We start from the raw sequence: 16,653 nt of genomic DNA on the forward strand, positions 1-16,653 counted from the left end.
GAGCCGCCTAATCATTAGTCTGCTACCAAACCGGGTGCGGACCACCCCGGAATCCCCATGAGTACCAACCCCCCATCGCTGCGACGAGAGGAGCCCCTGAAGGGCATCCTGCTGGTGTGCCTGGCGATTTTCCTGTTCTCCAGCCATGACGCGATCTCCAAATACCTGTCCGCGTTCTACCCGATCGTCATGGTGGTGTGGGTGCGCTACCTGGTGCACACGCTGCTGATGGCGGGCTTCCTGCTGCCTCGAGAGGGCCTGCGCGTATTGCGCACCCAGCGTCCGCTGCTGCAGCTCGGCCGGGCGCTGTGCCTGATCGGCACCAGCCTGTTCTTCACCACCGGCTTGCGCTACATCCCCCTGGCCGAAGCCACGGCGGTGAACTTCCTGGCGCCGCTCCTGGTGACGGCGCTGTCGGTGCCCCTCCTCGGCGAGCGCGTCACCCGCGGGCAGTGGCTGGCGGTGCTGCTGGGCCTGGGCGGGGTGATGCTGATCGTGCGGCCGGGCAGCTCATTGTTCACCCCGGCGATCCTCCTGCCGCTGGCCTCGGCGCTGTGTTTCGGCTTCTACCAGTTGCTCACCCGGCGCCTGAGCCAGACCGACAGCCCCGGCACCAGCAACTTCATCACCGGCATCACCAACACCCTGATCATGAGCACCCTGGTGCCGTTCTTCTGGCAAGCACCGACCACGCTGGCCCACGGCCTGCTCCTGCTGGCGCTGGGAGCCTGCGGAATGGGCGGGCACGTGCTGCTCACCCAGGCCTTCCGGTACGCGTCACCGGCCCTGCTGGCGCCGTTCAGCTATGGGCAGATCGTCTTCGCCGGGCTGCTCGGCTTCGTGCTGTTCGGCCACGCGCCGGATGCCATCGGCCTGGTCGGCATCCTGGTGATCGTCGGCAGCGGCCTGTTCACGGCCTACGCGCAGCGGCGCTGAAGTCGTCGACGCTGCGTGCCAGCGTGTGGCTGGCCTGGGCGTTGTCGACGTACTCCTTGAGCCAGCGCAGCACCTCCACCGGCTCCCAGCGGGCCGGGTCGAAGAGGGCATAGGCCAGCCCCTGGTAACCCACCACATCGAGCTGCTTGTGGTAGCCGGCGCGCTGGAACAGCGCCTCGATCTCCGCCAGGCAGGTGTTGAAGTGCACCCGCGTGAACGGCGTCTTGCCGTCGGTCACCAGCCCTTCCAGGCGCAGTTCCGCGACCGCTTCGCTCACCGTGTCCACGGCCATCCGATTGACCGTGTATTTCAGCTGCAGTACGTCGACCATCCCTGTTCTCCTCCTCAATGCGGGCCATGCGCCTTGATGCGGCTTCCAGCCGGCTGGCGCAGGGGGCGGGTGTCCGGCCGCTTCGGCAAGCGGGGTGGAAAGCCGAGACCGGTGACCTGGGAAACGATGATCCCAGGGATTTGTGACAGTGGTTTTGGCAAGGCCAACGGAGCTGAAAGGTTCATAGGACGCTTCTCTGAAATACTGTATATTTATACATCTATCAGCTTCGCCGCTTCGTTTGCAACAAAACTCCGATGAACAAACGTTGTCAGTGAGAGCCTTGAAAACAGCCGTACCGGGAACCCCAGAAGTAATGATCCGTTTCGTCCTGCTGCTGAGCCTGCTATTGGCCGGCACCGCCCATGCCTCCGCCCCCCGCACCTTCCAGGAAGCCAAGAAAGTCGCCTGGAAGCTCTACGCCTCACACCCCGTCGAGTTCTATTGCGGCTGCCGCTACAGCGGCAACAAGGTCGACCTCAAGAGCTGCGGCTACGTGCCCCGCACCAATGCCCAGCGTGCCAAGCGCATCGAGTGGGAGCACATCGTCCCGGCCTGGGTCATCGGCCACCAGCGCCAGTGCTGGCAGAAGGGCGGGCGCGAGAATTGCGCGAGGCACGACGCCGCCTTCCGCCGCGCCGAGGCCGACCTGCACAACCTGGTGCCGAGCATCGGCGAGGTGAACGGCGACCGCAGCAACTACGGCTTCGGCTGGCTGCCGCAGAAGCCCCGCCAGTACGGTGCCTGCCAGATGGTGGTGGACTTCAAGGCGCGCAAGGCCATGCCGCGCCAGCAGATTCGCGGGATGATCGCGCGCACCTACTTCTACATGAGCGAGCGCTACGGCCTGCGCCTGTCCAGGCAGGACCGCCAGCTCTACACCGCCTGGAACAAGCAGTACCCGGTGGAAGCCTGGGAGCGGAACCGCAACCAGCGCGTGGCCTGCGTGATGGGGCACGGCAATCATTTCGTGGGGGCGGTGAACCTGAAGGCGTGCAAGTGAGGGAAGCGGATTTGCTGCGAAAGACGGTGTCGAACCTTATCTGCGCGATGTAGGGGCGACTTCAGTCGCCCCTACAGGTTGTGCTTGCCTGATGAGGTAGCATCGCCAGTGGTCGCGCGGGGAGGCCTTCGGGTCTGCCGGTTCCCGTTAGCCGGTTCGCCAACCCCGCGCGGCCACCTCCTCAAGAAGCCTGCTTGCCCTCTCGACCCTCCATCCCTATCCTGCGCCGGTCACGGTCAATCCCGTGATCGGGTTTGGCGACCCGTTACTAACAGGCGCGATAGCGCCTGATGGCGTTTGCGAGAACGGTGAAGTGTTCTTGCAGGCCCCTGCGCGTGCACAGTTTCCTGTGCTGCTCCATGGCAGATCGCGCGGGGAGACCTTCGGGTCTGCCGGGTCCTGTTAGCCGGTTCGCCAACCCCGCGTGATCTGCCACCTTCATTTGGCGATGAAGGTGGTGGCCGCTCTGCACTAACAGGAGAACCACCATGCACGACGCATATATCCCCATCGTCTTCCCACGTCATAACCGCCAGCTGCGCGCCGTGATGATCGATCACCAGCCCTGGTTCGTGGCCCACGATTTCGCGCTGCTGATTTCGGCAAGACGCCCCTATCGATTGCCCAGCCGCATGGACCCGGAGCAGAAGCGTGCCGTGGTATTGGAGTACGCCAGCGGCTTTCGCGAGGAGGTGGAGGTGATCAGCGATTCCGGCGTGTTCAAGGCGCTGTACCGCTTCTGGCATCCGGAGCACCGCAGCCTGGCCAAGTGGATGAGCGACGAGGTGCTGCCCACCCTTTACTGCGCCCACCGCGAGCCGGATGCCAGCCCGCAACGCGCATTCATGAGCTGGGCAGAACAACGCGTCGGCGTGGTGAAGTGGCAGGGTGAAGTCTGGATCGCCCGGCGCGACCTGCCGACGTTCATCGCTGCGCTGGACGATCCCGAGCTGGACGATGGGCCGAGCTGGAAGAAAAGGCCGTGTCGTGGCTGTGGAGAGCGTGTGTAGAGGCCGTTGATGCAGGGGCGATTCCATTCGCCTCTGCAGGTTGTGCAGCGCATCAACCGCGAATGCCTCTGGAACAGAGCATCGCGAATGAATTCGCTCCCACGAGGCGGCAGTGGAGGCACCCTTTGTGGAGCGGCCTCAGCCGCGAAAGACCTTCCGCCGGCACCCGGTTGCGAATGGCCGGGTAACCCCGGGGCGACTGCAGTCGACCTACAGGGCAGCCCGGCGCTGTATGCCGTTTTTCCCAGCGATCTGTGCCTATCGGCCGCCGCGCCCTGCGCCCTAGCATCGGTCATCGATGAAGAGGGTGGTGCAATGGACGGGATTCCCGGCGGTATCGAATTTCCTGGCCTGCAGGTGCGGCGGCTGGTACCGGACGACCTGGAGCGGGTTTGCGTGCACCGCGAGGCGATGTTCCTCGAGGCGGGAGGCGACCCGGCGCGGCTTAGGGTGATGACTGAGCACTTCCGCCCCTGGCTGCGCGAGCGCCTGGCCGATGGGCGCTACTACGGTTTCGCGCTGATGGACGAGGCGCGCGTCGCGGCGGCCATCGGCCTGATGAGCATCGAATGGCCGCCGCATCCTTCCCATCCGGAGGTGGGCCAGCGTGGCTACGTGCTCAACGTGTTCGTCGAGCCTGACTACCGGCGCCGGGGCCTGGCCTCGGCGCTGATGAAGCTGGCGGAGGCCGAGTTCAACCGTCGTGGCCTGGGCTTCGCCGTGCTGCATGCGACCCAGGTCGGCAGGCCGGTGTACGAGGCGCTGGGCTGGGCCGCCACCAGCGAGATGGCCAAGGCCATCGGCTGAGCCGGGGTTGTCTGTTTTCACATCGCGTGATGTCCCGTTAAAGCCCCCTGGCTGTCCGCCATTGCCCTCAGCGGCCGGGGGCGCCTGGCTTAACGTTGCCCTCTACCCACCACGACAAGCAGCCGTGCCGCCTGGCACGGTAGAAGAGGGGAGTGCGATGCCGAAACCCGCGAACCTGCTGATTCCCGCCCTGCTGGCCCTGGCCGGGCTGCTCGGCGGCTGTGGCGAGGAGGCCAAGCCGGCCGCGCCGCAGAATGCCGCCACCCTGGCACCGGCCGACCCGGCCCTGGCCAAGGTCTACGACACCAGCTGCAAGCTGTGCCACGCCAACCCCGCCTCCGGGGCGCCGCAGAGCGGTGACGCCGCCGCCTGGGCGCCGCGTGTCGCCCAGGGCACCGACAGCCTGCTGGACCACAGCATCAACGGCTTCAAGGGCATGCCGCCGATGGGCATGTGCATGCAGTGCTCGGAAGAACAGTTCCTCGCGCTGATTTCCTTCATGTCCGGTCAGCACCTCGAATAAGGCGTCCTCCATGGCTATGAACCTCACCCGACGCCAGCTGCTGCAACGGGCCGGCGTCGCCGGCGCCTTCACCGCGCTGGCCTGCACCCCGGCGCTGGCGGAACTGGCCCGCGCGCCCCGGCTGATCCCCTGGCGCAACTGGTCCGGCGGGCAGAGCTGCCTGCCCCAGGCACGCCTCGCCCCGCAGAGCCTGGACGAGCTGGTCCAGGTCATCCGCCAGGCCGAAGGCAAGGTACGCCCGGTGGGCTCGGCTCACTCCTTCAGCGCCCTGGTGCCCACCGACGGCACCCTGGTGTCGCTGGCCTACTTCAACGGCCTGCTTGCCCACGACCCGGCCACCCTGCAGGCGGAGTTCGCCGCCGGCACGCCGATGTCCCTGATGGGGCCGGCGCTGCAGGCGGTCGGCCAGGCGCTGCCGAACATGGCCGACATCGACTACCAGACCCTGGCCGGGGCCATCGCCACCTCGACCCACGGCACCGGCGTCGGCTTCGGCTCCTACTCCTCACTGGTCACCGGCCTGCAATTGGTGACCGCCAGCGGCGAGGTGCTGGACTGCGATGCCCAGCGCCACCCCGAGGTGTTCAATGCCGCGCGGGTGTCCCTGGGCGCCCTTGGCGTGGCGACGCGGGTGCGCCTGCAGAACCGCGAGGCCTATCGCCTGCGCGAGAAGCAATGGATTGCCAGCTATGAGGAGCTATTGGAGGACGTGGGCAACCTCACCCGCGACAACCAGCACTGGGAGATGCTGGTGATCACCCATTCCGACTACGCGCTGTCCGTCGCCCTCAACGAGACCACCGACCCGGCCACGCCGCCGCTGGACCCGGCGGAGGAGGGCGGCAACGGCTTCGTGAAGATCATCGAGAACCTCGACAAGTACGGCAGCGACTTCCCCGCCGTACGCCGCGCGCTGCTCAACAGCCTGCGCCACATCGCCAGCTTCGACGACCGGGTCGGCGACTCCTACGAGATCTACGCCAACGTGCGCAACGTGCGCTTCAACGAGATGGAGTACTCGGTGCCCGCCGAGCATGGCCCGGCCTGCCTGCGGGAGATCCTCGCGCTGATCCGCGACAAGGACCTGCGCACCTGGTTCCCCATCGAGTACCGCTACGTGAAGGCCGACGACATCCCCATGAGCATGTTCGAGGGCCGCGACAGCTGCTCCATCTCCGTGCACCAGCACTACAGCATGGACCACCACAACTTCTTCGCCGCCGTCGAACCGATCTTCTGGAAGTACGCCGGCCGGCCGCACTGGGGCAAGCTGCACACGCTCAACGCGCGCACCCTGCAGGCGCTCTACCCGCGCTGGAAGGAGTTCACCGAGGTGCGCCAGGCGCTGGACCCGAGCGGCAAGTTCCTCAATGCGCACCTGTCCTCGATCCTCGGCGTGGCCGGATAACAAGGAGAAGCCATGAACCGTCGCAAATTCCTCGTCGGCACGGCCGGTGCCGGCGTACTGCTCGCCGGTGTCGGCGCCTGGCTGCGGCCGGCCGACAAGGGCGCCCCGTACAGCGATTACTTCGCCCGCCTGAACCGCGAGCTGAAGGCCCAGGGGCCGATGCACCCGGTGATGCTGATCGACCTCGACCGGCTGGATCACAACATCGACGTGGTGATGCAGTCGGTGCGCCGTGCCGGCAAGTCGCTCCGCCTGGTGGAGAAGTCCCTGCCCTCGCCACAACTGCTGGACTACATCGCCAAGCGTGCCGGCACCCAGCGGCTGATGTCGTTCCACCAGCCCTTCCTCAACCACGACGCCGAGCGCTTCCCCGAGTCGGACATCCTGCTCGGCAAGCCCCTGCCGGTGCGTGCGGCGCAGCTGTTCTACGAGGCCCATCGCGGCCCGTTCGACCCGGCCCGGCAGCTGCAGTGGCTGCTCGACACCCCCGAGCGACTGGCGCAGTACCTGGCGCTGGCCAAGGCCCTGAACATCCGCATGCGCATCAACATCGAACTGGACGTGGGGCTGCACCGGGGCGGCGTGCAGGACACGGCCGGCCTCGGGCGGATGCTCGACCTGATCGGCGCCAACCCGCAGCACCTGGAGTTCGCCGGCTTCATGGGCTACGACCCCTTCGTCGGCATGGGCGTGCCCGGCATCCTCGGCTCGCCCGAGGCGCTGTTCGCCAAGGTGATGACGCTGTACGACGGCTTTGTCGACTACACCCGCACCCAACACCCCACGCTGTGGCGCCCGGACCTGACCCTGAACACCGCCGGCAGCCCCAGCTACCGTATGCATGAGTGCGAGCGCACCAGCAGCGAGGTCTCGGTGGGTTCCGCGCTGCTCAAGCCCACCCACTACGACCTGCCGTCCCTGGAGGAGCACCAGCCGGCGGCCTATATCGCCACGCCGGTGCTCAAGAGCACCGGTGCGGTGCGCATCCCGGCGCTGGACGGCAAGTCGGCGTTGTTCTCCTGGTGGGACCCGAACCAGCGCGAGACCTTCTTCATCTACGGCGGCAACTGGATGGCCGAACCGGAATCGCCCAGGGGCCTGCAGTTCAACGGCCTCTACGGACGCAGCTCCAACCAGGAAATGATCAACGGCTCCCACGCCGTCGGCCTGTCCGTGGATGACCAGGTGTTCCTGCGGCCGACCCAGTCCGAATCCATCCTCCTGCAGTTCGGCGACCTGCTGGCGGTGCGCGACGGGCGCATCGTCGAGCAGTGGCCGGTGTACAGCTGAGCACGGTGTCGGCCACCCCTGCGTGAAGTGTTTCGCGAGCAGCGCTCGCTCCTGCGGTCGGTGCCAACTGGGCGAGAGAACCCCAGGCCATTGCCTGGGGTTCTGCGTTCCGGGAAGGGTCAGAGGCTGAACGGCAGGTTCAGCTTGGCCCAGAACATCTCGCCTTCCGGGCGGTTCTCCACGGCGAACTCCTTGGCCCAGCGCATCTCCACGCTGGCGTACTGGAGGAAGGTCAGGTGCACCGCCGGGCCGATGGCGAAGACCTGCCCGCGCACGCCGTCGTCCACGTCCTCGCCCATGAAGGTCACCGTGCGGCCGAACTGCCTGTCGTCGGTGGTCTGCTTCACGTAGTAGCCGTTCAGGCCCAGGCGCAGGCTGTCGGTCACCCGGTAGCTGGTGGAGTAGTCGAAGTGGAACAGCCGGCCGGACTGGTAGTCGGTGTCCGGGTTCTCCCTGTTGAAGCTGTAGGTGGCCTTGACCGACAGCTCGGTGCGCTCGCCGGGCTGCCAGGTGGCCGAGAGCAGCGGCTTGTAGGTGACGAAGTTGTTGCCGGTGTTGGCCGGCCGCGCGGCGTCGTAGCTGCCGGTGGGCAGGGTGATCTCCAGGGCGGCGCCCAGGGTCAGGTCCTTGCCCATGTCCCAGAGGATCAGCGGGGCGATGGTGGTGTCGCCCTGGGCTTCGCGGCGGCTCTGCTGGCCGAACAGCGCCACCTGCTGGCGCATGTAGGGCTGCGCCACGTAGCCACCGACCCGGCCGCCCAGCAGGCGCAGCGGGCTGAGGTAGTCCAGGCGCGGGATGATCGCGTCGGAGGTGATCTTCACCTCCGGCACCTTGCCGCCCAGGGAGCTGATGTCGAGCTTCTTCGACTCGTAGTGGTTGTAGTAGAGGTTGAAGGCGAACATGTGGTCCGGAAGGCTGTTCACCTCCAGCGGCAGGACGAAGAAGCCATCGGTGCCGGGGCCGATGTTGTCGACACCGTTCTCGGTGGCCTGGGCGGGCAGGGTGAGGGACGTCGCGACGACGAGTGAGGCTGCCAGCGAGGGCAGCTGGGGAACGCGGATCGGGTTCATGATTGAGCTCATTTCTTATTGTTGGCGGACGGTGCGGAACCGGGGTTCCGCGCCGGCCCATAGAAATAAGCGCTCAAGGCCGCGCGATGCAGGGCATTGCCGGACAGGCAGGGGGCTTTTCGGGGACAGCTAGCAATATTCTGTTACACCCGCTCTTGGTGCACCCGCTAACGCGTTATGATGGCGCCGCCGCGCGTCCTGGCCGCAGAACAAGAACCTCAGGCGCCTCGGTTCGGGAACTGCCTGCCATGACTACCGCCACCCTCGATCCCCAGCTCGACCTCGCCCTGGTTTCGCCCTTCCTCCTGCAGACCCTCACGGAGGTGGCGAACGACAAGGGCGTCAGCAGCGAGCGCCTGTGCCGTGGGCTCGGCTTCACCCCGGAGGAGTTGCAGGACCCCGCCCAGCGCATCTCCTACCGCCAGGCGGTGACCCTGATCCAGCGCGCCCTCGCGGCTTTCCCGGACGGAGGCCTGGGGCTGTGGGTCGGGCACCGCAACGTGCTCGGCACCCTCGGCCTGCTGGGCCACGTGCTGTCGTTGTGCAAGACCCTGCGCGATGCCTTCGATGTCGGGCGACGCTTCCAGCACACCACCGGCGGCATGGCCGTCTACACCCTGCACGAGGGGGCGAAGGAGAGCGTCGTCGAGGTGGAATGCCGGCTGCCCCATGCCGACGTCCAGGTGTTCGCGGTGGAGGAGTTCTTCGCCAGCCTGATGGTCTACAACCGCGCCTTGGTCGACGCCGAATTCCAGCCCCTGCGCTTCGAGTTCACCCATGCCGCGCCCAGCTACCTCGTCGAATACCAGCGCCTGCTGGGCCCCAACCTGCATTTCGGCTGCCTGCACAACCGCATGGTGATCGCCAGCCACTGGCTGGACATGCAGCTGCCCAGCCACCAGCCCGTCGCCCTGCGCCAGGCGCTCAACCTGCTGGAGCTCGAATGCGCGCAGGTGCAGCAGAAGATGGACCTGCTGCAGACGGTGGAGCGCGCCATCAGCCGTGACCTGGCCCATGGCAGCCAGATCGACAAGGTCGCCCGCGATCTCAACATGAGCAGCCGCACCCTGCGCCGTCGCCTCACCGAGCACGGCATCACCTTCGACGCCTTGCAGGAGCAGGTGCGCCGGGCGCGCGCGATGAGCCTGCTGGGCAACCCGGACCTGCCCATCGAGCGCATCGCCGAAGCGCTCGGCTACAGCGATGTGCGCGGCTTCCGCCGGGCCTTCAAGCGCTGGACCGGGCAGAGCCCCTCCGCCTGCCGCGACGAGGTGATGGCCGCGCAGTGATGGGCCGGGCGAGCGGCGTCTACGCGGGCTCGCCGATGCACCACCACTGGACGGGCAGCTCGTCGTCGGCCTGGGTCACGTCATGTCCGTGCTCGATGAAATGGGCGGGCACCCTCAGCGCGAGCCTGTCGCTCAGGCGCTCGGGTGCGAGCCCGTTCCCCTGCCCGAGAAAGCCGAGGTAATAGTCGCGGTCGTGGAACACCGCCACCTCGCTCTGGTGCAACCAGGGCCAGACCAGGATGCAGGCGACCCGGTAATAGCCCTGGCTGCGATCCGCTGCGCGGGACAGATGGGCGGCGGCCTCCAGCATCTGCTGGGCGCAAAAGGCCTGGTGTTCGATGCGCGCCTGCGGCCCCTGGACCAGGGTGTTTGGCACCGGGATCTTCCAGTTCAGGTAGCGCGTCATGTCCGGGCCGCGTGGATGGAACTGGCCGTGGAAGCCCGCCGCCCACCGCTCCAGGGCCCGAAGGCGGCGGTGGACGCCACGGAGTTTCTTGTCGCTCAGGGTGAAATGTCGCAAGCAGGGCCTCGGCGGCAGGTGGCGTGGCGGGAAGGGGCGCCCTGCGAGGGCGGGCGCCGGGCGGGAGCCGGCGGATGATAGGGGAGGCGCCCGGGTGGGAAAAGGGCCCGCCAAGGCGGCGGGCCCTGGCGCGGCTGTCACACGCGGAAGCGGGTCACCATCGTGCTCAGCTCGATGGCCAGGCGCGACAGCTCCTGGCTGGAGGCGCTGGTCTGGTTGGCGCCGGCGGCGGTCTGCATGGACAGGTCGCGGATGTTCATCAGGTTGCGATCCACCTCGCGGGCGACCTGGGCCTGTTCTTCGGACGCACTGGCGATGATCAGGTTGCGTTCGTTGATCTGCGAGATCGACGCGGTGATCCGCTCCAGTGCGGCACCGGCGCTGGCGGCCGACCTGAGCGTCTGCTCGGCCTGCTCCGCGCCGGCCAGCAGGGCGCCGACGGTTCCCTGGGTGCCGGTCTGGATGTTGTCGATCATCACCTCGATCTCCTCCGTGGAGCTCTGGGTGCGTTGGGCCAGCGAGCGCACCTCGTCGGCGACGACGGCGAAGCCGCGCCCGGCCTCGCCGGCGCGTGCCGCCTCGATGGCGGCATTGAGCGCCAGCAGGTTGGTCTGGGCGGCGATGCCCCGGATCACGTCGAGTACCGTGCTGATGTCGCGGGTCTGGTTCGCCAGTTCGGAAGCCTGGACCGAGGCCTGGGTCACCTGGCCGGCCAGGGTGCGGATGGAGGCGATGGCCTCGTTGACCTGGGCGAAGCCACGGCGCCCCTCGTCGTCGCTTTCCTTCGAGGCGGTTGCGGTGCTCGCGGCGTTACGCGCGACCTCTTCCACGGCGGCGGTCATTTCGTTCACGGCGGTGGCGGCCTGCTCGATCTCGGCGTTCTGCTGGTGCAGCCCACGGTTGGAATCCTCCGTCACGGCATGCAGCTCCTCGGAAGCCGAGGCCAGCTGGTCGGAGGAACTGCCGATCTGCTGGATGGTCGCCCTCAGGTTGGCCTGCATGCCCTTGAGGGCGGCCAGCAGCAATGCCGGCTCGTCCTTGCCGACCACGCTGATGTCCCGGCTGAGGTCGCCGCTGGCGACCCGCTCGGCGATGGCCACGGCCTCGCCCAGGGGCAGGATGATGCTGCGGGTCAGCAAGGTGGCGGCGCCGACGGTGATGAGGAGGATGGCGCTCAAGGCGACGACGGCCACGACCCGGGCTTCATCCGCCGCTTCGTCGCTGAGCTGTGCCGCGGCGAAGGCATTTTCGGAGTTGAAGCGGATCAGTTCGTCCAGCGCCCTGGTCATGGTGCCGGCGTATTCGGCCAGCGGACCGTTGGCGAGCCTGTCGGCGTCGTCGATCCGGCCGGCGTCCACCGCATCGAGTATCTGTTGCTGCAGGCCGCGGTAGGTTTCGTAGGTGCTGACGAAGTGATCGTAGAGCTTGCGATTCTCCGCCTGGGCGATGGCGCCTTCGTAGGCTTCGAACTGCTTGGGCAATGCCTGCAGGTTCGCCTTGATCCTGGCCATCGTGTGCTGCCGTACGGCCGGCTCGTCGACGATGATGCTGCGCAGGGTCAGGGCGCGGGTGTCGCCGATCGCCGCCCCCAGCTCGCTCAGGGCGACGACGCCCGGCAGCCAGGTGCCGCGGACCTCGGTCGAGGCGGCATCCATCCTGCCGGTCTCGTAGAGGTTGATGCCGCCCATCGCCAGCACCATCAGGGCCAGCAGCGCGAAGATGAGTCCGGCCCGTTTTCCGATCTTGAGGTTCCTCAACTGAATACTCCTTCAAATGACAGTTGGTGGTTGTGAAAAGCCAGGGGCCCCGTGCGGACGTCGGCCGTGCACGGTGGGTGTTCGTTGCCGCCGCGCCTTGCCGGCGGTCCATGGGCTGGCGCCGGCAACGGGCCGGCCTGCTAGGCGCCGGAGTGGCCGGCGGGGTGTGGCTGATCGGTCTCGAGCGGGGTCGAGTGCCGCTGGGCCTGGCGCAACCATTCGTTCTCGCTGCGCAGGTCGTGGCTGAATTCGGCGAGCCCGACGCGGATGCGTGCCTCGGGCAATCCCTTGCCGCTGGTGAAGCAATGCACGAAGGCCTCTTCGATGCGGCTGGTCAATGCCTGCGCGCCGAGGGTCCGCGCCTGCTGTAGGAGCACCAGGAATTCGCCGGGGCGCCGCATGCAGACGAGGTCGGTGCTGCGCAGTCCGGCGACGATCAGGTGTCCCAGGCGGACGCTCAGGGCGTGGGTCACCAGCGCGCCGTGCCGCTGCCCGAGTGCCTCGAAGTCGTCGATGCGGATGTGCGCGACGGTGGCCTGGCCGGAGCCGCACCGGCAGCGCAGGAAGACCTGCGCCAGCTGGTAGAGCCAGCGGTCATGGGGCGTGAGCATGCGCTCGTCGAAGCCGGCGACGATGGACAACGCCTTCTGCTGCCTCAGCAGTTGCTTCGCCAGGCTGTAGCTCGCCCAACCGACCACGAAGGGATAGATGACCAGCATGGGTAGGCATGCCCAGATGACCCGGGCCGGCGTTTCCCAGGTGACCTCGAAACCCATGCACGCCCCGGCCAGGAAAATGCCCGCAGCCGCAGCCGCGAGACCCTTGCAGAGGAGGTGGATGCCCTTGGCCGTGACGCAGTTCATCGCGACCATCGACAGCAACAGCAGCGATGGCAGCGCGCTGAAATGCATGGCCACGACCCACCCCCCGGCGAAGGCGCAATCGAGCTGGAGGTTGCGCAGTTCGGCCTGGTAGGGCGCGGGCGAGGCGATGGCGATGCGGTAGGCGAGGTAGGGCCAGATGAAACCGTTCAGCCCCATCAACCCCCAGAGCGGCCAGGTGCCCGGGTAGGTGGTGGTCGCGACATAGATGAAGCTCAGTGCGCAACCGATGGCTCGCGGTTTGTAAATGCGGTTGGCAAAACTGATCCCTGCCGCCGAATTACGATCGATAGCCATAAGCCGCCCCGCGGATTGGCAGTAAAATTGTGATGTATGCCCCGAAGGAATTGGCCTGCGCAGTCCCAGGAGACCGCGCAGCGATTTCGGTTGGTAGGCAGGGGTGCGTCCGGGTCGGGCAGCGTTTCCGCGCCTGCCTGGACAGCACCCAGGATGCGCTGGGTGAACCTCGGTGCGAGCCCCGGTGAGGGGGTGCAAATAAAAATACGATCGTATTCTAATTCAGAGAACCGTGATGAGTAAACGTCCCGTGATCGACAGGAACCTGGTGTTGGACGCCGCCATCTCGGTTGTCATGGAACAGGGCATTTCTGCGTTGAGCATCGGCGAAGTGGCCAAGGCCGCCGGGATCAGCAAAGGCGGCGTGCAGTCCTGCTTCGGCACCAAGGACGGGCTGATCGAGGCGATGGTCAATCGCTGGAAGACCGACTACGAGCTTTCGGTGCGTTCGCGCCTGGCGCCCGATGCCGGCATGCTCGACCACCTGATCGCGCAGATCGGCATCATCGCCATACCCGACGAGGAGTTGAGCCGGCGCGCCGCAGCGATCCTCACGGCGATGTTCAGCCACGAAAGCCTGAAGACACAGGCCAACGACTGGTACCGTTCCCTGCTGCTGGGCGAGGCCTTCGAGACCGAACGCGGCAAGCGCGTGCGCCTGGCCTTCCTGGCTGCGACGGGCGCGTTCTTCCTGCGCTCGTTCAGCATCATGGACATCTCCGAAGGCGAGTGGCGGACCTTCCACGAGGACATCGCCCAACTGCTGCCGGGCGAGGAGCCCGAGCGCTAGCAGCGGCCTCGTCTGCACCCCCTTTCCGAACACGAGGAACCGCCATGCTGGCCAGGGCCTTTCAATACAAGTGCTGGGCGGACCGCCGCGCCCTGGAGGCCATCGGCCTGATCGACGCCGCGCGGTTTCCCGAGTCGCTGGCCTTCACCCTGCAGCAGCTCAACCACATGGTGATTGTCGAGGACCTGTTCCGCGCGCGCCTGACCGGGGCGGCCGAGCCTCACGCGGCCACCAACAGCGATGCGGTGCCCGACTACCCGACGCTCAGGCGCCGCCTGCTCGCGTCCGGCCAGTGGTACGCCGAGGCGGTCGCCCGGCTGGCCGCTGCCGATGCCGCGCAGGAGATCGGCTTCCGCTTCACCGATGGGCGCATGGGCCGGCTGAGCCGCGAGGAGATGTTCTTCCACGTGCTGAACCACGGCACCTACCACCGGGGCAACATCGCCCACGCCCTGGACCTGGCCGGCGTGGCGCACCCGGCGGACACCTACACGGTGTTCGTGCATGCCACCGAGCCCGCGCGCCGGGAGACGCCCTGACGCTGCGCTAGGGCGCGCTGTCCTGGGCGCCGGCCAACGGCTCTTCGGGGCGCGGCTTGTAGAACAGCAGGCGCTGGGTCTGTGCCGTGCGGGTGAAGGTCTTCGCCCAGGATGGCGAGACGTTGCGGTCGTGGAAGTACAGCGCGCCGTCGGTGCGGTCCCGCAGCTGGCCGTTCAGCGCCTTGCGGGCGATCTCCCGGGCGAGGGTGAAGCGGTCGTCCTCCACGGCTTCGTCGGGGCGACCATCACACCACCAGGAGAACTGGCAGCTGCGGCTTTCCGAGCCTTGCTTGACCACCGCGCAGACGGTCTTGGGGAACTGCTCGTTGCCGAGACGGTTCATCACCACGTTGGCCACCGACTCCATGTCCTGCGCCGGGGCGCCCTTGGCCTCCCAGTAGATGGAGCGGGCGAGGCAGGTGATGGGATCGTCCAGCGGCGCCTCGCCGTCCGGGTCCACGGCGCGGGCTTCACTGCGGGTGATCGGCGGGGTGTCGGCTGGCACCGGCGCCTGGCTGGCGGCCTTCTCTTCCAGCACCTGGGCCTTGCCTTCCGCCGCCTGGGCCTTCTCCCGGGTTTCCCCGGCGTGGGCGGGGCCGCCGACGAGCAGCGCGGCCACGCAGAGCATTCCTGATATCCAGCGCATGATCGACCTCGCCTACGCCGAGCTTCCGGGACCGCCCCGGGCCGGGCGGCTGCCAGCGGGGTGCACCTGGCTCGCCCCGCACGAGGCATAGACTGCGGCTGCGCTGGATCATTCCCTGGTGGCGGCGACTCCCACCCCGTCGAAGGCGTTGCCGATCACCCGTTCCTGGCGTTCGACGTTCTGCTGGGTGAAGGCCATGAATGCGGCAAGCGGCAGCGGCTTGCTCAGCAGGTAGCCCTGGAACTGCTGGCAGCCTCGCTCCAGCAGGCACTGCATCTGCGCCTCGGTCTCGACGCCCTCGGCGATCACCGTCAGGCCCATGCTCTGGCCCAGGGCGATGACGCTGCAGACGATGGCCTCGCTGTTGGCGTCGGTGAGCAGGTCGCAGATGAAGGAGCGGTCGATCTTCAGCTTGCCCAGCGGCAGGCGCTTGAGGTGACTGAGGGACGAGAAGCCGGTGCCGAAGTCGTCGAGCGAGAAGGACACGCCGTGCTCCACCAGCTGCGACATCTTGCGCGTCAGGTCTTCCAGGTCCTGGACCAGCATGGTCTCGGTCAGCTCCAGCTCCAGACGGCTGGCGTCCATGCCGTGGCGCCTGAGCATCTCCAGCACCTCGGGCACGAAGCTGGCCTGGCGGAACTGCTTCTGGCTGATGTTGACCGCCAGGCACAGGTCCTTGTGGACGGGGTCGTCCGCCCAGCTGCGCAGTTGGGCGCAGGCCTGCTCCAGCACCCACTTGCCGATGGGGATGATCAGCCCGCTGCGCTCGGCGTGGTCGATGAACTCACCGGGTGGCAGCAGGCCGCGCTGCGGGTGGCGCCAGCGGATCAGCACCTCGGCACCGATCACCCGCCCGGCGACGTCGAGCTGCGGCTGGTAGTGCAGCTCGAACTGCCGCTCGCGCAGGGCCGCCTGCAGCTCGCGCTCCAGCACCGAGCGCTCGGCGGCGTCGGTCTGCAGGACATGCAGCAGGGCGAAGAGCATCGCCATCGCCGCGCCGGCCTGGGCCCAGGAGCCGGGCGTGCGCACCTCGTCCGGCAGGTTGTGGCCGGGGAGCGGTGTCCAGTTGCTGGAGGCCAGGCAGGTGAAGGTCACCAGGCACAGCAGCGCGACGCCATAGCGCAGCCACAGGCCTTCGTCGCGGAAGGCCATCAGCGCGGCGAGGGTGAGCGGCAGCAGGTAGAGGTGGGTGGCGCGGGGGGCCGCGGCGTTGGGCGCGTCGAGCACGATGGCGGTGCCGGCGATGGTGACGATCAGCACGCTGAAGAGCAGGAGGTTGGCGCTGCGCGCCTTGTTGCACACCGTGAGGTGGAAGACCGCCAGGCCCGAGGTGATCAGCACCGCATCCATCGCGACGATGGCCCAGAGCCCGCGCAGGCTGAAGACCACCGCCCAGATCAGGCCCAGCACCAGCATCACGCTGCTCGCCAGCAGGCGCATGCGGCGCTCGCGGCGCTGGGCCACCGACACCAGGTCGGCGGCATGCCACAGCTGCCTTAGGCGCTTCCACAAGCGAGTTGTCGCGTTCATTCGGGGTTCCCGTGCGCCCGTGTTCA

Annotated in this window: 17 protein-coding genes; 10 read left to right on the plus strand and 7 right to left on the minus strand. The window is 67.4% G+C overall.

What is annotated here, in order from left to right:
* Positions 1–57: 57 nt before the first annotated feature.
* Complete coding sequence (locus ACYJSS_RS20880) at positions 58–936, plus strand: DMT family transporter (RefSeq protein WP_111263117.1); 879 nt, start codon at positions 58–60, stop codon at positions 934–936.
* Here the strand turns inward: ACYJSS_RS20880 and ACYJSS_RS20885 are convergent.
* Complete coding sequence (locus ACYJSS_RS20885; RefSeq protein WP_111263116.1) at positions 911–1,267, minus strand: transcriptional regulator; 357 nt, start codon at positions 1,265–1,267, stop codon at positions 911–913. The genes ACYJSS_RS20880 and ACYJSS_RS20885 overlap by 26 nt on opposite strands.
* A 316-nt stretch (positions 1,268–1,583) precedes the next feature.
* Here ACYJSS_RS20885 and ACYJSS_RS20890 point away from each other — a divergent pair, with 316 nt between their 5' ends.
* From ACYJSS_RS20890 to ACYJSS_RS20915, 6 genes are all read left to right on the plus strand, one after another.
* Positions 1,584–2,270 (plus strand): endonuclease, encoded by a 687-nt coding sequence (locus tag ACYJSS_RS20890; RefSeq protein WP_236204965.1) that lies wholly within the window; start codon positions 1,584–1,586, stop codon positions 2,268–2,270.
* Positions 2,271–2,758: 488 nt separating this feature from the next.
* The gene (locus tag ACYJSS_RS20895; RefSeq protein ID WP_111263114.1) at positions 2,759–3,280 is read left to right on the plus strand and encodes a BRO-N domain-containing protein; all 522 of its coding nucleotides are present in this window, start codon (positions 2,759–2,761) and stop codon (positions 3,278–3,280) included.
* Positions 3,281–3,595: 315 nt separating this feature from the next.
* Positions 3,596–4,087 carry a GNAT family N-acetyltransferase gene (locus ACYJSS_RS20900; protein ID WP_111263113.1) on the plus strand — a complete coding sequence of 164 codons (492 nt, stop codon included), beginning with the start codon at positions 3,596–3,598 and terminating at the stop codon, positions 4,085–4,087.
* Between the two features lie 157 nt (positions 4,088–4,244).
* Positions 4,245–4,610: a c-type cytochrome gene (locus ACYJSS_RS20905; protein ID WP_044412685.1), complete on the plus strand. Its 366-nt coding sequence runs from the start codon at positions 4,245–4,247 to the stop codon at positions 4,608–4,610.
* A gap of 76 nt (positions 4,611–4,686) precedes the next feature.
* Positions 4,687–6,018, plus strand: a complete 1,332-nt coding sequence (locus ACYJSS_RS20910; protein WP_236205038.1) for a D-arabinono-1,4-lactone oxidase — start codon at positions 4,687–4,689, stop codon at positions 6,016–6,018.
* Positions 6,019–6,099: 81 nt separating this feature from the next.
* Positions 6,100–7,308 (plus strand): DSD1 family PLP-dependent enzyme, encoded by a 1,209-nt coding sequence (locus ACYJSS_RS20915; protein ID WP_236205039.1) that lies wholly within the window; start codon positions 6,100–6,102, stop codon positions 7,306–7,308.
* A gap of 119 nt (positions 7,309–7,427) precedes the next feature.
* On the opposite strand, the gene ACYJSS_RS20920 is transcribed toward ACYJSS_RS20915, so the two are convergent.
* A complete protein-coding gene (locus ACYJSS_RS20920) occupies positions 7,428–8,378 on the minus strand; it encodes a SphA family protein (protein WP_236204966.1) in 951 nt (316 codons plus the stop codon).
* Between the two features lie 248 nt (positions 8,379–8,626).
* On the opposite strand from ACYJSS_RS20920, the gene ACYJSS_RS20925 reads away from it, so the two are divergent.
* Positions 8,627–9,667: an AraC family transcriptional regulator gene (locus tag ACYJSS_RS20925; protein WP_111263108.1), complete on the plus strand. Its 1,041-nt coding sequence runs from the start codon at positions 8,627–8,629 to the stop codon at positions 9,665–9,667.
* 19 nt (positions 9,668–9,686) lie between these two features.
* On the opposite strand, the gene ACYJSS_RS20930 is transcribed toward ACYJSS_RS20925, so the two are convergent.
* The 3 genes from ACYJSS_RS20930 to ACYJSS_RS20940 form a co-directional block, all read right to left on the minus strand.
* The gene (locus tag ACYJSS_RS20930) at positions 9,687–10,187 is read right to left on the minus strand and encodes a DUF3916 domain-containing protein (protein WP_236204967.1); all 501 of its coding nucleotides are present in this window, start codon (positions 10,185–10,187) and stop codon (positions 9,687–9,689) included.
* A 137-nt stretch (positions 10,188–10,324) separates the two neighbouring features.
* Entirely contained in the window at positions 10,325–11,944 is a 1,620-nt protein-coding gene (locus tag ACYJSS_RS20935; protein WP_459480464.1) for a methyl-accepting chemotaxis protein, read from the minus strand.
* Positions 11,945–12,084: 140 nt separating this feature from the next.
* Positions 12,085–13,122, minus strand: coding sequence for an MASE2 domain-containing protein (locus ACYJSS_RS20940; protein WP_236204968.1), 1,038 nt, complete (start codon positions 13,120–13,122; stop codon positions 12,085–12,087).
* 235 nt (positions 13,123–13,357) lie between these two features.
* On the opposite strand from ACYJSS_RS20940, the gene ACYJSS_RS20945 reads away from it, so the two are divergent.
* Both ACYJSS_RS20945 and ACYJSS_RS20950 read left to right on the plus strand, forming a co-directional pair.
* Complete coding sequence (locus tag ACYJSS_RS20945; protein WP_111263104.1) at positions 13,358–13,912, plus strand: TetR/AcrR family transcriptional regulator; 555 nt, start codon at positions 13,358–13,360, stop codon at positions 13,910–13,912.
* 44 nt (positions 13,913–13,956) lie between these two features.
* On the plus strand, positions 13,957–14,451 hold the full coding sequence (locus ACYJSS_RS20950; RefSeq protein ID WP_111263103.1) for a DinB family protein: 495 nt from the start codon (positions 13,957–13,959) through the stop codon (positions 14,449–14,451).
* A gap of 7 nt (positions 14,452–14,458) precedes the next feature.
* On the opposite strand, the gene ACYJSS_RS20955 is transcribed toward ACYJSS_RS20950, so the two are convergent.
* Both ACYJSS_RS20955 and ACYJSS_RS20960 read right to left on the minus strand, forming a co-directional pair.
* The gene (locus ACYJSS_RS20955) at positions 14,459–15,097 is read right to left on the minus strand and encodes a cell wall hydrolase (RefSeq protein ID WP_236204969.1); all 639 of its coding nucleotides are present in this window, start codon (positions 15,095–15,097) and stop codon (positions 14,459–14,461) included.
* Positions 15,098–15,205: 108 nt separating this feature from the next.
* On the minus strand, positions 15,206–16,627 hold the full coding sequence (locus ACYJSS_RS20960) for a putative bifunctional diguanylate cyclase/phosphodiesterase (RefSeq protein WP_236204970.1): 1,422 nt from the start codon (positions 16,625–16,627) through the stop codon (positions 15,206–15,208).
* Positions 16,628–16,653: the final 26 nt, after the last annotated feature.

It is taken from the genome of Pseudomonas sp. No.21 (genome assembly GCF_054558415.1).

What these genes read in the sequence shown, in the direction of transcription:
- ACYJSS_RS20940 (WP_236204968.1), bottom strand. Translation starts at nt 13,122, where the DNA reads ATGGCTATCGATCGTAATTCGGCGGCAGGGATCAGTTTTGCCAACCGC.
- ACYJSS_RS20905 (WP_044412685.1), top strand. Translation starts at nt 4,245, where the DNA reads ATGCCGAAACCCGCGAACCTGCTGATTCCCGCCCTGCTGGCCCTGGCC.
- ACYJSS_RS20880 (WP_111263117.1), top strand. Translation starts at nt 58, where the DNA reads ATGAGTACCAACCCCCCATCGCTGCGACGAGAGGAGCCCCTGAAGGGC.
- ACYJSS_RS20895 (WP_111263114.1), top strand. Translation starts at nt 2,759, where the DNA reads ATGCACGACGCATATATCCCCATCGTCTTCCCACGTCATAACCGCCAG.
- ACYJSS_RS20885 (WP_111263116.1), bottom strand. Translation starts at nt 1,267, where the DNA reads ATGGTCGACGTACTGCAGCTGAAATACACGGTCAATCGGATGGCCGTG.
- ACYJSS_RS20900 (WP_111263113.1), top strand. Translation starts at nt 3,596, where the DNA reads ATGGACGGGATTCCCGGCGGTATCGAATTTCCTGGCCTGCAGGTGCGG.
- ACYJSS_RS20945 (WP_111263104.1), top strand. Translation starts at nt 13,358, where the DNA reads ATGAGTAAACGTCCCGTGATCGACAGGAACCTGGTGTTGGACGCCGCC.
- ACYJSS_RS20920 (WP_236204966.1), bottom strand. Translation starts at nt 8,378, where the DNA reads ATGAACCCGATCCGCGTTCCCCAGCTGCCCTCGCTGGCAGCCTCACTC.
- ACYJSS_RS20950 (WP_111263103.1), top strand. Translation starts at nt 13,957, where the DNA reads ATGCTGGCCAGGGCCTTTCAATACAAGTGCTGGGCGGACCGCCGCGCC.
- ACYJSS_RS20960 (WP_236204970.1), bottom strand. Translation starts at nt 16,627, where the DNA reads ATGAACGCGACAACTCGCTTGTGGAAGCGCCTAAGGCAGCTGTGGCAT.
- ACYJSS_RS20890 (WP_236204965.1), top strand. Translation starts at nt 1,584, where the DNA reads ATGATCCGTTTCGTCCTGCTGCTGAGCCTGCTATTGGCCGGCACCGCC.
- ACYJSS_RS20955 (WP_236204969.1), bottom strand. Translation starts at nt 15,097, where the DNA reads ATGCGCTGGATATCAGGAATGCTCTGCGTGGCCGCGCTGCTCGTCGGC.
- ACYJSS_RS20925 (WP_111263108.1), top strand. Translation starts at nt 8,627, where the DNA reads ATGACTACCGCCACCCTCGATCCCCAGCTCGACCTCGCCCTGGTTTCG.